General features: G+C 69.1%; 15 protein-coding genes. 9 read left to right on the forward strand and 6 right to left on the reverse strand.

The window, feature by feature from the left end:
- Window positions 1-407: 407 nt before the first annotated feature.
- Entirely contained in the window at window positions 408-1,331 is a 924-nt protein-coding gene (locus KXR53_RS02795) for a DMT family transporter (protein ID WP_437373170.1), read from the forward strand.
- Here KXR53_RS02795 and aroA read toward each other — a convergent pair.
- From aroA to KXR53_RS02810, 3 genes are all read right to left on the reverse strand, one after another.
- Window positions 1,313-2,578: a 3-phosphoshikimate 1-carboxyvinyltransferase gene (aroA, locus tag KXR53_RS02800; RefSeq protein ID WP_437373171.1), complete on the reverse strand. Its 1,266-nt coding sequence runs from the start codon at window positions 2,576-2,578 to the stop codon at window positions 1,313-1,315. The two genes, KXR53_RS02795 and aroA, sit on opposite strands and share 19 nt — an antisense overlap.
- Window positions 2,579-2,647: 69 nt before the next feature.
- On the reverse strand, window positions 2,648-2,965 hold the full coding sequence (locus tag KXR53_RS02805) for a cupin domain-containing protein (RefSeq protein WP_437373173.1): 318 nt from the start codon (window positions 2,963-2,965) through the stop codon (window positions 2,648-2,650).
- Window positions 2,966-3,161: 196 nt separating this feature from the next.
- Window positions 3,162-4,067, reverse strand: coding sequence for a LysR substrate-binding domain-containing protein (locus KXR53_RS02810; RefSeq protein ID WP_437373175.1), 906 nt, complete (start codon window positions 4,065-4,067; stop codon window positions 3,162-3,164).
- Between the two features lie 126 nt (window positions 4,068-4,193).
- Here KXR53_RS02810 and argH point away from each other — a divergent pair, with 126 nt between their 5' ends.
- The 5 genes from argH to KXR53_RS02835 all read left to right on the forward strand — a co-directional run bounded on the left by argH (window position 4,194) and on the right by KXR53_RS02835 (window position 8,770).
- Window positions 4,194-5,618, forward strand: coding sequence for an argininosuccinate lyase (gene argH / locus KXR53_RS02815; protein WP_437373176.1), 1,425 nt, complete (start codon window positions 4,194-4,196; stop codon window positions 5,616-5,618).
- Between the two features lie 18 nt (window positions 5,619-5,636).
- Window positions 5,637-6,509 (forward strand): amino acid ABC transporter permease, encoded by an 873-nt coding sequence (locus tag KXR53_RS02820; RefSeq protein ID WP_437373177.1) that lies wholly within the window; start codon window positions 5,637-5,639, stop codon window positions 6,507-6,509.
- A 3-nt stretch (window positions 6,510-6,512) separates the two neighbouring features.
- The gene (locus KXR53_RS02825) at window positions 6,513-7,277 is read left to right on the forward strand and encodes an amino acid ABC transporter ATP-binding protein (RefSeq protein WP_437373179.1); all 765 of its coding nucleotides are present in this window, start codon (window positions 6,513-6,515) and stop codon (window positions 7,275-7,277) included.
- Between the two features lie 34 nt (window positions 7,278-7,311).
- Window positions 7,312-8,136: an ABC transporter substrate-binding protein gene (locus KXR53_RS02830; protein WP_437373181.1), complete on the forward strand. Its 825-nt coding sequence runs from the start codon at window positions 7,312-7,314 to the stop codon at window positions 8,134-8,136.
- Between the two features lie 235 nt (window positions 8,137-8,371).
- On the forward strand, window positions 8,372-8,770 hold the full coding sequence (locus tag KXR53_RS02835; RefSeq protein WP_437373183.1) for a low affinity iron permease family protein: 399 nt from the start codon (window positions 8,372-8,374) through the stop codon (window positions 8,768-8,770).
- Between the two features lie 6 nt (window positions 8,771-8,776).
- Here KXR53_RS02835 and KXR53_RS02840 read toward each other — a convergent pair whose 3' ends face one another.
- On the reverse strand, window positions 8,777-9,766 hold the full coding sequence (locus tag KXR53_RS02840) for a glutathione S-transferase family protein (RefSeq protein WP_437373185.1): 990 nt from the start codon (window positions 9,764-9,766) through the stop codon (window positions 8,777-8,779).
- 282 nt (window positions 9,767-10,048) lie between these two features.
- Window positions 10,049-10,648: an NAD(P)H:quinone oxidoreductase gene (wrbA, locus tag KXR53_RS02845; protein WP_437373187.1), complete on the reverse strand. Its 600-nt coding sequence runs from the start codon at window positions 10,646-10,648 to the stop codon at window positions 10,049-10,051.
- 142 nt (window positions 10,649-10,790) lie between these two features.
- Between wrbA and KXR53_RS02850 the strand changes: the two genes are divergently transcribed.
- Window positions 10,791-11,360, forward strand: a complete 570-nt coding sequence (locus KXR53_RS02850) for a GNAT family N-acetyltransferase (RefSeq protein ID WP_437373189.1) — start codon at window positions 10,791-10,793, stop codon at window positions 11,358-11,360.
- Between the two features lie 7 nt (window positions 11,361-11,367).
- On the opposite strand, the gene KXR53_RS02855 is transcribed toward KXR53_RS02850, so the two are convergent.
- Entirely contained in the window at window positions 11,368-12,549 is a 1,182-nt protein-coding gene (locus KXR53_RS02855; RefSeq protein ID WP_437373191.1) for an MFS transporter, read from the reverse strand.
- 123 nt (window positions 12,550-12,672) lie between these two features.
- Between KXR53_RS02855 and KXR53_RS02860 the strand changes: the two genes are divergently transcribed.
- Together KXR53_RS02860 and KXR53_RS02865 are read left to right on the forward strand one after the other, a co-directional pair.
- Complete coding sequence (locus tag KXR53_RS02860) at window positions 12,673-13,002, forward strand: ArsR/SmtB family transcription factor (RefSeq protein WP_437373193.1); 330 nt, start codon at window positions 12,673-12,675, stop codon at window positions 13,000-13,002.
- A 190-nt stretch (window positions 13,003-13,192) separates the two neighbouring features.
- Window positions 13,193-14,041 (forward strand): hypothetical protein, encoded by an 849-nt coding sequence (locus KXR53_RS02865; RefSeq protein WP_437373195.1) that lies wholly within the window; start codon window positions 13,193-13,195, stop codon window positions 14,039-14,041.
- The last annotated feature ends 363 nt before the right edge of the window (window positions 14,042-14,404 follow it).

Genomic DNA, 14,404 nt, shown 5'->3' on the forward strand with positions numbered 1-14,404 from the left:
GATTCGAAATTGCCTCGCCGGACTATAGAAAATCTGTGTTTCGGATCTGCGGTATCGAGTGCTGATTTGACTGATGTATCTGTCGGATAGTGCATACTTGCAAGAATGATTTTAGAACCGGCCTGAAGAAAATAAGAAATATCGCGCTGGAAAGTAAATTTCCGTGAGTGTTAATTTGCTTAATCCCGACATGAAGCCTGCGGCCGGCGCACCTCCGGACGGGCCGCATGTGCCGGTTCAGGTGAGGAGAAGGATAACCACCGGCCAACTCTCATCGCCAGGCGGGGCCTCGGCACGCAGCGCAATTTCACCGCAAGATCCGGGTGGCACAGGCCCGCGGCTGCGGCGAGAACAGGACTATGGCCTCCACCTCTCCGCGCCTCCCGCGCCCCGCAGCGCCGCCGCCCATGGACCTCGCCGACTGGCTGCTGCTGATCGCCCTGTCGGTCGTCTGGGGCGGGTCGTTCTTCTTCGCCAGGGTGGCGGTGGCCGAGGTGCCGCCGCTGAGCATCGTCCTGGTCCGGGTCGGGCTGGCGGCCGTCGCCCTTCTGCTGGTGCTGCGACTGATCGGCCAGGCCATGCCGCGAGACCGGCGGGTCTGGGCCGCCTTCTTCGGCATGGGGCTGCTGAACAACCTGATCCCGTTCAGCCTGATCTTCTGGGGCCAGATCCGGATCGGCAGCGGGCTCGCCGCCATCCTCAACGCCACCACGCCGCTGTTCACCGTGCTGGTCGCCCATGTCCTGACCGCCGACGAGAAGCTGACGCCGCGGCGGCTCGCGGGCGTGCTGCTCGGCCTCGCCGGGGTGGGGGTGATGATCGGCCCGCAGGCGCTGGGCGGGCTCGGGGGAGAGGTCGTGGCCCAGCTTGCCGTGCTCGGCGCCGCCCTGTCCTACGCCTTCGCCGGGATCTTCGGCCGCCGCTTCCGCGCCCTGCCGCCGGTGGTCACCGCCACCGGCCAGGTCGGCGCCACCAGCATCATGATGCTGCCGGTGGTCTGCCTCGTCGACCGGCCCTGGACCCTGCCGGCGCCGGGCTGGGGCACGGTGCTGTCGCTGATCGGCCTCGCGCTGCTCAGCACCGCTCTCGCCTATGTCCTCTATTTCCGGCTGCTGTCGCGGGTCGGCGCCACCAACACGGCGCTGGTGACGCTGCTGATCCCGCCCAGCGCGATGCTGCTCGGCCACCTCGTGCTCGCCGAGGCCCTGTCGCTGCGCGCCTGGCTCGGCATGGCGCTGATCGCGCTCGGCCTGATCGCCCTCGACGGCCGGCTGTTCGCGATGGTGCGCCGTATCTTTGACCGATCGACCGGTCAGGCCACCTCGTCGTAGGTGACACCCAGCGAGGCCAGCGCATCCCAGTAGCCAGGATAGGTCTTGGCGACGCAGCCGGGGTCGAGAATGGTGATGCCGCCGATCTTCAGCCCGGCGAGCGCGAAGCTCATGGCGATGCGGTGGTCGGCATAGGTCTCGATCCGGGTCGGCAGCACCTGGCCGGCCAGGGCGGGGTCCGAGGCCACGATCAGGTCGTCGCCCTCCTCGCGGCCGAGGCCAGGGCGGATGCGTGACAGCTCGGTCGCCAGCGCGGCGACGCGGTCGCATTCCTTGACCCGGAGATTGGCGATTCCGGTGAAGCGCACCGGGGTCTGGTTGAACGCCGCCAGCACCGCCAGCGTCGGCACCGCATCCTGCATCTGCGACCCGTCGATCACGGCCGGCAGATGCGGGAACCGCGCGATCAGCGCCTGCGCCTTGGCGTCGGGCTGGGTGAAGGCCTCGGCCGGCACGCCCAGATCGATGGCGCCGCCGGTCAGCACCTCGGCGCCCCACAGATAGGTCGCGGCCGAGGCGTCGGGTTCGATCCGGTGGTCGACGGCGCGGTAGCCGGTCGGCTGCACCCGCCAGGTCGCCTCGTCGAGCTGCTCGACCTCGGCGCCGAAGGCCCGCATCGCCGCGACCGTCAGGTCGACATAGCCGCGGGCGCCGATCTCCTTGCCGGTCAGCGCCATCTCCACCGGCCCGGTGCCGCAGGCCGCGGCCATCAGCAGGGCGGAGATGTACTGGCTGGACAGGCCGCCATCGATCTCGACCCGGCCGGCGGCGAAGGGGCCGCGGCCGCGCACCGTGACCGGCGGGCAGCCGTTGGTGTCGGTGACGTCGATGCCCAGTGAGCGCAGCGCCTGCACCAGCGGCCCGATCGGCCGCTTGCGCATATGCGCGTCGCCATCCACCACCACGGTGCCGTCGACCATGGTCACCGCCGCGGTCAGGAAGCGCGTCGCCGTGCCGGCATTGCCCAGGAACAGCGGTTCGGCCGGCGCCTGCAGCCGACCGGTGCCGGTGACCGTGAAGCTGGTGTCGTCCGGCTCGTCGATCGCCACGCCCATGGCGCGCAGGGCCTGGGCCATCAGCTTCGTATCGTCGCTCTTCAGCGCCCCGGTCAGGCGGCTGGTGCCGCGGGCCAGCGCCGCCAGCAGCAGGACGCGGTTGGTGATCGATTTCGACCCCGGCGGGGTGACCCGGCCGATCAGCGGGCGGCCCGGCGCCTTGATCGTCAAACCCTGCACACGCGCATCCATGCCGGTCGCCTCACATCTTTCGTCCGTCTGTCCTAGCGGCCCTGGCCGGCTTCGGCCAGCGCGATCGGCTCATTCGAGCCATTCGGTGATGAAGGTGCCGTTCTCGTGGATGTCGATGGTCTGCAGCGGGCCGGGGCCGGCATTGGTGAATTTGTGCGGCGTGTTCGGCGGCACCACCACGATCTGCCCGGCCTCGGCCAGGATCTCTCGGGCGCCCAGCGTGAACCGGGCACGGCCCTCCCGGATGATGAAGGTCTCGGGATAGGGGTGGCGGTGCAGCTTCGGCCCGCCGCCCGGCTCGGCCCGGTCGAAGAAGATCACCGAGACCCCGGCGCCGTAGCGGCCGAGCTGGATCTCGCCGTGCCAGCGCTCGGGTCCTCGGCCCATTCATGGCGGTCGATGACGGGATTCATGGCGTTCTCCCTTTGGTCTCGGTCCTGTTGTGCTTTGGTAACCATATCCCACAACCGTCATGGCGAGCCCCGAAGGGGCGTGGCCATCCAGGGCCGCTCGCACCGGCCCTGGATGGCCACGGCGCTGCGCGCCTCGCCATGACGATCTTAGGGTGGGCGCAGCCGCTCTCCTATAAGTCCGGCCCCAGCCTCTGCGCCTCGTCGAGCAGCCAGTCGCGGAAGGCGACCAGGCCGGGGCGCGGCGTCCGGTCGGCCGGCACGGTGAACCAATAGCCGTGCCGGCTGTGGAAGCCGAGCCCTTCCGGATTGACCAACCGCCCGGTCAGCAATTCCTCCTCGATCAGGCAGCGCGGCACCAGGGCCAGGCCCTGGCCGGCGATGGCGGCGCGGATCACCAGCGCGTAGAAGCCGAAATGCACCATATGCGCCGGCGCGAACTCGGCCAGCCCCTGCGCCTCGGCGAACTCGCTCCAGCGCAGCGGCGTGTGGCGGTGGTCCAGAACGGTGTAGCGGCGCACATCCTCCGCCGTCCGGATGCCGCCCATCCGGGCCAGCAGCGACGGCGCCCCGACCAGGGCGACGTTGCGGCCGAACAGATAGTCCGCCTGCTGCTGGCCCGGCCAGTCGCCCTCGCCGAAGCGGAACACGCCATCGGCCTCCTCGATCGTGTCGCCGGTGGCCTGGGTGGTGAACTGCACATCCAGCTCCGGCCGCGCCCTGGCCAGCTGCGACAGGCGCGGCACCAGCCAGCGGTCGCCCAGGATCGGCAGGACATGCAGCCGGATCACGTTGGGCGATCCGCGCAGCGCCGCGATGCGCCCCGCCGCGATCTCCAGCGCGCCCAGCGCGATCCGCGCCTGGGTGACGAAGATCCGCCCGGCCTCGGTCGGCACCAGGCCGCGGCCGGTGCGGGTGAACAGCGGCATGCCGGCGATCTCCTCCAGGGTGCGCAGCTGCTTGCTGACCGCGCTCTGCGTCAGGTTCACGCTCTTCGCCGCCTCGGAGGCCGAGCCGTGCTCGACCAGCGCGGCCAAGACGCGCAGCGCGGTGGTGGAGGGCAGGGGGCTCGGCGGCATGTCTCCGGCTATGACCGTTTGGACTGGCGCGCACGATATTCCATTTCCGACTATCCCGGGGAAATCATTTCCATTGTGGCTTCCCCCGCGGGTTGCCAGCATCCGGCCCCTGAACAGGGGGCAAGCATGACCGAACCGACCCGCCTCTGGGGCGCCCGCTTCCGCGCCGCGCCCGCGCCGGAGCTGATGGCCCTGTCGCGCTCCGACCCCAGCCATTTCCGTCTGGCGCCCTACGACCTCGCCGCCTCGGCCGCGCATGCGCGCGAGCTGGTGCGCACCGGCATCCTGACCGGGGCCGAGGGCGAGACGGTCGCGGCGGCGCTGGCCGAGCTGGCGCGCGACGTCGCCACCGGTGCGGTGGCCCCGAACGACGCCGACGAGGACGTCCACACCTTCCTCGAGCGCGCGCTGACCGAGCGGCTCGGCCCGCTCGGCGGCAAGCTGCGCGCCGGCCGGTCGCGCAACGACCAGGCGGCCAACGACCTGAAGCTATACCTGCGCGACGTCGCCCGCCGCCTGGCCGGCCATGTCCTGACGCTGCAGCAGGCGCTGGTGGCACAGGCCGAGGCGCATGTCGAAACGCTGGCGCCGGGCTTCACCCATCTGCAGCCGGCCCAGCCGGTCACCTTCGCCCACCAGCTGCTGGCCCATGCCCAGACCTTCGCCCGCGACATCGAGCGGCTGCAGGACTGGGACCGGCGCAGCGCCCGCTCGCCGCTCGGCGCCGCGGCGCTGGCCGGCTCCGCCATCGCCCTGCGACCGGACCTGTCGGCCGCCGAGCTCGGCTATGACGGCCCCTGCGAGAACTCGATCGATGCCGTCGGCAGCCGTGACCATGTGGCGGAGTTCCTGTTCGTCGCCGCGATGCTGTCGGTGCACCTCTCGCGGCTGGCGGAGGAGGTGTTCCTGTGGTCGTCGCGCCAGTTCCGCTGGGTGGAGCTGGACGATGCCTACGCCACCGGCTCCTCGATCATGCCGCAGAAGAAGAACGCCGACATCGCCGAGCTGACGCGCGGCCGCGCCGCCCGGCTGATCGGCGGGTTGACGGCGATGCTGACAGCGCTGAAGGGGCTGCCCTTCGCCTACAACCGCGACCTGGTCGAGGACAAGCGCGCAGCCTTCGAGGCGGTCGACACGCTCGACGCCGTTCTGCCGGCCATGGCCGGGATGGTGCGGACCATGCGGGTGAATATCGAGACTCTGCGGCGCCAGTCGGTCGAGGGCTTCACCTTGGCGACCGAGGTGGCGGACTGGCTGGCCCGGCGCGGCGTGCCCTTCGCCGAGGCGCATGAGATCACCGGCGCCCTGGTCCGCCGCTGCGAGGACCGCGGCATCGGGTTGGAGGATCTGGAGGATACCGACCTGGCGGCGATCGATCCGCGGCTGGCGCCGGAGATCCGGTCCTGCCTGACGCCGGAGGCGGCGGTGGCCGCTCGCAGCGGCCATGGCGGCACCGCGCCCGACCGGGTGCGCGAGCAGCTGGCGCGGCTGCGCGAGCTGCTGGTCGAGCAGGGCAGCTGGGCCCGGGCCTACAGCGGTCCGCGGGCCTGAGTGAGGGAGGGGGCAGCGATGACCGACACGACCTATTCCATCGCCCATCTCCGCCACGTGCCGCGCCGGCACTATGGCCGCTGGGTCGCGGCGGCGCTGATCCTGCTGGCCCTGGCGGCGATCGTGAAGGCCTTCGCCGAGGGCCAGATCGCCTGGCCGGTGGTCGGACAGTTCCTCACCGCCCCGGCGATCCTGTCGGGCCTGGTCAACACCATCCTGATGACGGCCTGCGCCATGGCGCTGGGCATCGCGCTCGGCGTCCTCTTCGCCATCATGGTGATGTCGCCCAACCCGGTGCTGAAGGCGGTCGCGGTCGGCTACATCTGGTTCTTCCGCGGCACGCCGCTGCTGCTGCAGCTGCTGCTGTGGTTCAACCTGGCGCTGGTGTTCCCGGTGATCGGCATCCCCGGCCTGTTCGAGGCGCGGACGGTCGAGGTGATGACGCCCTTCGTGGCGACGCTCTTGGGCCTCGGCATCAACCAGGGCGCCTACACGGCCGAGGTGGTGCGCGGCGGCATCCTGTCGGTCGATCTCGGCCAGACCGAGGCGGCCAAGGCGATCGGCATGACCCGGCTGGTGGCGCTGCGCCGGATCGTGCTGCCGCAGGCGATGCGGGTGATCATCCCGCCGGTCGGCAACGAGGTGATCAGCATGGTCAAGCTGACCTCGGTCGCCAGCGTCATCCAATACGCCGAGATCCTGCGCAACGCCCAGACCATCTACTACGCCAACGCCCGGGTGATCGAGCTGCTGATCGTCGCCGCGATCTGGTACCTGGTCGTAGTCACGCTGCTCAGCATCGGCCAGCACTTCCTGGAGAAGCACTTCGCCCGCGGCCGCGGCGGCAGCACCCGCAGGCGGACCTTCGTCGACCAGCCGAAGGAGGCCTGAGCCATGCCGCCGATGGTGGTCGCCGCCGATGTCCACAAGCATTTCGGGTCGCTGCACGCGCTGCAGGGCGTGTCGCTGCAGGTCGAGCGGGGCGAGGTGCTGTGCATCATCGGCCCGTCCGGCTCGGGCAAGAGCACGCTGCTGCGCTGCATCAACCAGCTGGAGAGCGTCGACGGCGGCGCCGTCTGGGTCGACGGCGAGCTGGCCGGCTTCCGCCGCGACGGCGACGCGCTCTATGCCCTGACCGACCGCGAGGTGGCGCGCCAGCGCCTGGCCAGCGGCATGGTGTTCCAGCGCTTCAACCTGTTCGCGCACATGACCGTGCTGGCCAACATCATCGAAGGCCCGGTCACGGTGCAGAAGCGGCCGAAGGCCGAGGCGGTGGCTGAGGCCATGACGCTGCTGCAGCGCGTCGGCCTGGCCGACAAGCGCGACGCCTATCCGGCCGAGCTGTCCGGTGGACAGCAGCAGCGCATCGCCATCGCCCGCGCTCTGGCGATGAAGCCGAAGCTGATGCTGTTCGACGAGCCGACCTCGGCCCTCGACCCCGAGCTGGTGGGCGAGGTGCTGGCGGTGATGCGCGACCTCGCCGCCAGCGGCATGACCATGATCGTGGTGACGCACGAGCTGGGCTTCGCCCGCGAGGTGGCGAACCGCGTCGTGTTCATGGACCGCGGCCGGATCGTCGAGATGGGCCCGCCGCAGCAGGTGCTGGGCAGCCCGCGCGAGGCGCGCACCCGCGACTTCATCGCCGCCGTCCTGTCGTGACCGGCGGAATTCACATCAACAGGAGAGGCTCACCATGACCCGTTTCGCCCTGCTCGCCGCCGCCGCGGCCGTTCTCGCCGCGATGCCGGCCGGCGCCCAGGACCTGCCGGCCCGGATCAAGCAGGCCGGCAAGATCGTCGTCGGCACCAATAACAACTACCCGCCGATCATCTTCAAGGACCCGGCGACGAACGAGCTGCAGGGCGTCGACATCGACCTCGCCAAGGCGATCGCCAAGCAGCTCGGCGTCGAGGTCGAGTTCCAGGAGATCGCCTTCGCCCAGATGCTGCCGTCGCTGCAGACCGGGCGTATCGACATGGTGATGGCGGGGATGAGCGACACGCCGGCGCGGCGCGACATCGCCGATTTCGTCGACTACATGAAATCCGGCGCGCAGTTCTACACGATCACGGCCCTGGCGGGTGAGATCAAGTCGACCGACGATCTGTGCGGCAAGACGGTGGGCGCCAGCCGTTCGACCAACTGGCCGCAGCAGATCGGCGAGTGGAGCGACGCCAACTGCGTCGCCAAGGGCAAGCCGGCGATCACCGTGGTCGGCACCGAAGGCTCGGCCGACGCCCGCACCCAGCTGAAGACCCAGCGCCTGCAGGCCGCGGCCCAGGGCAACGAGACGCTGCCCTATTTCCAGACGCTGGAGCCCAACACCTACGTGCCGATCGGCGAGGCTTTCACGGAGTCCCTGGTCGGCATCCCGGTGCTGAAGAGCGAGCCGCAGCTGCGCGACGCGGTGAAGGCGGCGGTGGAGAAGCTGCAGGCCGACGGCACCTACGACCAGATCCTGGCCAAGTACGGCCTGCAGGCCAACAAGCTGCCGGTGGCGCTGAACCAGGGGAAGTGATCGTCCTGCCCATAGCTAGGGCAGGCCAACCCCTGATTGTCATTGCCGGGCTTGACGCGGCAATCCAGAGAGCGTCGACACCCACTGGATGCCCGGGTCAAGCCCGGGCATGACAGCTTGGGGGGCCCGGAGGACCTCCACGCACCTCAATCCTCCAGCCGGTACCGCCCCCGGTCCGGCACGCGCCGCTCGGTCGCCCTGTTCTCATGGCATCCACCTTTGTCCGGAGGATGCCGTGAAGGACAGTCCCTGGTTTGACCGCTTCGCCACCCGGATCTCGCAATTCGCTGGCCATCCCGCCACCTTCAGCGTGGCGGCGGGCGTGATAATCGTCTGGGCCGCGGTCGGGCCGTTCGTCGGCTTTTCCGACTCCTGGCAGCTCACGGTGAACACCGCTACGACGATCGTGACCTTCCTGATGGTGTTCCTGATCCAGAGCACTCAGAACCGCGACACCGCCGCGCTGCAGATCAAGCTGGACGAGCTGATCCGCGCCACCAAGACGGCCCGCAACTCGCTGCTCGACCTCGAGGAGCATTCCGAGGAGGAGATCCGCCAGATCCGCGAGGAGTACGAGAAGCTGGCGGAGGAGGAGCGCCGAAAAAGAGGTGCCAGCCGGTCCGAGCCGGCGTGATCGCTGTCAGCGCATCTCCGGCAGCTGCTCCCGGCCGTGCGGCGCCGTCAGGTCCAGCACCGGGCCCTTCGGCACGATGCCGGTCGGGTTGATGGTGCGGTGGCTCTCGTAATAGTGCCGCTTGATGTGCGTCATCTCGATCGTCGCGGCCACGCCGGGCAGCTGCGCGATCTCGCGGGTGAAGCCCCACAGCGCCGGGTATTCCCGCAGCGCCCGCAGGTTGCACTTGAAGTGGCCGTGATAGACCGGGTCGAAGCGCAGCAGGGTGGTGAACAGCCGGATGTCGGCCTCGGTCAGCTGGTCGCCGACCAGCCAGCGATGCGCCGACAGATGGGCCTCCAGCCGGTCCAGCATCTCGAACAGCCCGGTCACCGCCTCCTCATAGACCGCCTGGTCGGTGGCGAAGCCGGCCTTGTACACGCCGTTGTTCACGCGATCGTAAACCTCGGCGTTGATCGCATCGATCTGGGGCAGCAGATCGGCCGGCGATAGATCGACCGACCGTTCGGCCCATTCGTCGAACTCCGAATTCAGCATCCGGATGATCTCGGCCGATTCATTGTTCACGATCGCGCGGGTCTGCTTGTCCCACAGCACCGGCACTGTGACCCGGCCGGTGTAGTCCGGCTTGGCCAGGGTGTAGACCTCGTGCAGCGCGGCCTTGCCATTGACCCGGTCGCCGGTCGCGCCGGGCGACCGGATGCCGGTGCGGATGTCGTCGAAGGTCCAGCCCTGGGCGCCCATGAACGGGTCGACCACATCGACCGAGATCACGTCCTCCAGCTTCTTCAGCGCCCGCACGATCAGGGTGCGGTGCGCCCAGGGGCAGGCGTAGGAGACGTAGAGATGATAGCGGTCGGGCTCGGCTTTGAAGCCGGAGCTGCCGTCGGCCGTCACCTTGCCGCGGAAGGCGCTCTCCTGCCGCACGAAGCGCCCGCCGGTCGATTTCGTGTCGTACCACTGGTCGGTCCAGCGGCCTTCGATCAGCAGACCCATCGTCTCCTCCTTCGGCCGCCGGGCGGACTTGGCGGTGCCATTCTACAGTTAGTGCAATTGCTTGCAGCGTCTCCGGTAGCGCATGGGGCGCTGTCCGATTGCCTCTCCCGCTTGCGGGAGAGGTCGGAGACGCGAAGCGGCTCCGGGTGAGGGGATTTTGTCGAGGCCGGGACCAGCCCTCACCCGGTCTCGCTGCGCGAGCCCGACCTCTCCCGCCACGCGGGAGAGGCGATGCAAGGCGCCGACATACACAGCTTAAGCGATTGCCTTGATCCTACGGCCTCAGCCTCTCAGCTTCGAGGCGATCTTCGTGACATGCGCGCCCTGGAAGCGGGCGGCGGCGAGCTCGTTGGCGCTCGGCTGGCGCTGGCCCTGGCCGCCGGCGATGGTCGACGCGCCGTAAGGCGACCCGCCGGTGATCTCGTCCAGCGTCATCTGGCCCTGGAAGGAATAGGGCAGGCCGACCACCACCATGCCCTGGTGCAGCAGCACGGTGTGGAAGTTCAGGATGGTCGATTCCTGGCCGCCATGCTGGGTGGCGGACGAGGTGAAGACGCTGCCGGGCTTGCCGATCAGGGCGCCCTTCATCCACAAGCCGCCGGCCTGGTCGAGGAAGTTCTTCATCTGCGCGGCCATCATGCCGAAGCGGGTCGGGACGCCGAAGATGATGGCGTCGTAATCGGCCAGCTCGTCGATGGTGGCGATCGGCGCCGCCTGGTCGAGCTTGAAATGGGAGGCACGGGCGATCTCCTCCGGCACCAGCTCGGGCACGCGCTTGATCGTGGGCTCGCCGCCCGCCTCGCGGACGCCTTCGGCCACCGCCGTCGCCATGGTTTCGATATGGCCGTAGGAGCTGTAGTAGAGGACCAGGACCTTCGTCATCGGATGGTTTCCCTTCGAGCAGGCAGCCTGTGCTGCGGGTGAAAGGTAACCTTCGGGGCGAAGCGGGATAACCCGCCGATGCGGAACAGGATTGTTTCCCGGAAGGAGACGATCGGGTCCGGTGATCTGCTATCGTTCCCGCATGACGACCACGATCCCCGTCCTCGAGACCCGCCGTCTCATCCTTCGCCCGCTTGAGCTCGCCGACGCCGCGGCGGTGCAGCGGCTGTTCCCGCATTGGGAGATCGTGCGCCATCTCAACGCCCAGGTTCCCTGGCCGTATCCGCCGAACGGGGCGCTGACCCATCTGCGCGATGTGCTGCTGCCCGGCATGGCGCGGGGTGAGTCCTGGCATTGGTCGCTGCGCCTCAGGACCGCTCTGGACCAGCTGATCGGCTGCATTAGTCTGATCGCCGGGGAGACCGAGAATCGCGGCTTCTGGCTCGGCCTGCCCTGGCAGGGCCAGGGCCTGATGACCGAGGCCAGCGACCGGGTGACGGACTACTGGTTCGAGGATCTCGGCTTCCCCGTGCTGCGCGTACCCAAGGCGATCGAGAACACGGCGTCGCGCCGGATCTCGGAGAAATGCGGCATGCGGGTGATCGCGACGGTGGAGAAGGACTATGTCTCCGGCCGCCTGACCTCCGAGCTGTGGGAGATCACCCGCGAGGAGTGGCGGGCCTATCGCCGGCGGCAGGCGGCCGAAGGGTGAGCGTCCTTCACGCCGGCTGGCTCGCGGCCGGGGAGGCCGCCCGGCGCCGCGCCGTCGCCGCCAGCAGGGCGAGGGCGATCGCGGCGGACAGAGCGCCGACCCAGCCGAGGATGGTGACGCCGCCCCAGGCCAGGGTCGCGGCCCCCAGCGCCGAGCCGAAGGCGATGCCGGCATAGAGCGCCGAGGCGTTGAGCGACGCCGCGATCATCCCGACCTCCGGCGCCAGCCGGATCAGCCGCGTCGTCTGCGCCGGGTGGAAGGCCCAGCCGGCGACGGCCCAGGCCAGCATCAGCGGCACCACCGCGACCAGCGCCTGGCCGGCCGGCAGGGCGGTGGCGGCGGACAGGCCGGCCAGGGCGAGCGTGAGGACGGCGAGGGCGCCGAGCTGCAGCCGGACCGGGCCGATCCGGTCGGTGAGTTGGCCGCCGATGGCGTTGCCGATGGCGGAGCCGACGCCGAACAGGAACAGCATCAGGCTGACGCCGTCGGGGCCGAGACCGGCCGTGCGCTCCAGATAGGGCGCGATGAAGGTGTAGAGGACGAAGGCCGCGGCGATCCAGAAGAAGGTCACCAGCAGGGCCTGCAGCACCGCCGGCCGGCGGGCGACGGCCAGCCGCTCGGCCAGCGTCGAGGCGCCGAGCGGCAGCTTCGCCGGCAGGCCGAAGCGCAGCCCCGCCACCCCGGCCAGGCCGAGGCCGGCGACGATCAGGAAGGTCGACCGCCAGTCGGCATGGCTGCCGATCCAGGCGCCGAGCGGCACGCCCAGCGCGGTCGCGATGGTCATGCCGCTGGTCACCGTGGCGATCGCCCGGCCGCGCCGGTCGGGCGGAACCAGGGAGGCGGCGACGGCATAGGCGGTCGGCATGAACAGCCCGGCGCTGAGCGCCAGCAGCACCCGGGCGGCGACCAGCTGCCACAGGCTCTGGCTCACCGCCGCCAGCAGGTTGGCCAGGGTGAAGGCGAGCAGGGCGAAGACCAGCAGACGGCGCCGGTCGAGGCCGCCGAGCAGGGCCGAGAGGATCGGCGAGCCGACGGCATAGGCGAGGGCGAAGATGGTGATCAACTGCCCCGCCGCGGCGACGGAGCTGTGGAAATCCGCGGCGATCGCCGGCAGCAGCCCGGCGATCATCAGGGCTTCGGTGCCGATGGCGAAGGCGCCGATCGCGAGCCAGACCAGGGAGGCGGGCATCGAGGATGTTCCATTGTTCAATGATTGTTGAACTATACCGCTGCTTCCGGAGCGCCCGTCAAGCGGATTGTTCAAAAGTCATTGAACATTGAACGGCCGGGGCGGATCGACTAGATCTGCGGCATGCGTCCGCCCTACCATCCCAATCGCGACCAGCTCGATCTCGTGACCATCCTGGCCGCGCTCAGCGACCCGACCCGGCTGGGGATCGTGGTCACGCTGTCCGAGGTGGGCGAGGTCTCCTGCAGCAGCTTCGGCGACGCCGCCACCAAAACCGCCCTGTCCTACCACTACGCCAAACTGCGCGAGGCCGGCGTCACCCGGACGCGGATCGAGGGGACGCAGCGCTTCATCTCGCTGCGGCTGGACGATCTCGAGGCGAAGTTCCCGGGGCTGCTCGACTCGGTCGTGACAAATGCGCGCAGGACGAAGGGGGCCGGAGCGGCGTCATAGCGGGCTCCGCGGCCAGCGGACGGCCGCGCATTTCCCCATTACCAAAGGGTAATTTCACCGGCGGCGATCCGAACCGCTATGGTCCCGCACTGCAAAGCTTCGGGAACGCAGCGCGCCTCCGAGCGTTTCGAGCCCGAAGATCCTGCGCAATCCAGATGACGGCGATCCTACGTCGCCCTGACCCGAGCCCATGCGGACATTCTCAGTCGTCACCACCTGCCACGCTGCCGGCTACGCCGAGTACGGCCAACGCATGATCGAAACCTTCGATCGGCATTGGCCGGAGGCGATTCCCCTGATCCTTTATCAGGAGAATTTCGAACCGGAGGTGCCGAGCGACCGGATCATCGTGCGGGATCTGATCGAGAGCTGCCCGGACTTGGTCGCGTTCAAGCGCCGGCACGCCGACAACCCGCTGGCGCATGGCCAGACCCAGCGCTACCGCTTCCGGCTGTCGCGCAACCCTTACAAGAACCGGATCAAGCTGGGCGAGCGGAACTGGGGATCGGGATTCCGCTGGGATGCGGTGCGCTTCGCTCACAAGGCCTTCGCCATCTTCCACGCCGCCGCCCACACCGACACCGACGTGCTGATCTGGGTCGACGCCGACAGCCTGTTCTTCGCCGCGCCGCGCTGGGAGGAGCTGGAGAGCTTCGTCCCGCCGGACTGCTTCGTCGGCTGCCTGAAGCGGCCGACCTATTCGGAGTGCGGCTTCATCGCCTACAACCTGCGCCACCCGGCGACGCGGCAGATGCTGGCGGCCTTCGAGCGGCTGTACACCGAGGACGAGCTGTTCCGGCAGTACGAGTTCCACGACGCCTATCTGTTCGACGTGGTGCGCCGCCAGATGGAGCAAGCCGGCCACAGGTCGCACGACATCGCCGACGGCATCGGCGCGCGCGCCAAGCACGTGCTGATCAACTCCTGCCTCGGCCGCTTCATGGACCACGTCAAGGGCGACCGGAAGGATGTCGGCCGCAGCCCGCGCCACGACCTGGTGGTGGATCGCCGCGAGGCCTACTGGGCCCGTTCGGCATAATATCCTGCCGCACAATTGATACGGTTCTGGGGCATCGGACGGCGTGTGGCCGATGCGGCTGGCTTTGTATTGCCTCTCCCGCCGGACGCGGGAGAGGTCGGACATCCGCCAGGATGTCCGGGTGAGGGCTGGTCCCGGCCTCGACAAACTCCCCTCACCCGGAGCCGCTTCGCGTCTCCGACCTCTCCCGCACGCGGGAGAGGCAATCGGATAGTGCCGAAGGATCTGTGAGTCAGACATTCCCTAAAGCCGGCACTGGTGGCAACAAGACGCCGCGCTTGCGGCCTCTTATAAGGCCGGCTTCTAAGTTCATGCATATCTTGCCGGCTAATCGCCAGCCACGGCGCCCTCTATATCCCGCTG

The organism is Inquilinus limosus, assembly GCF_051487185.1.
GTDB classification, from domain to species: Bacteria; Pseudomonadota; Alphaproteobacteria; order DSM-16000; family Inquilinaceae; genus Inquilinus; species Inquilinus limosus_F.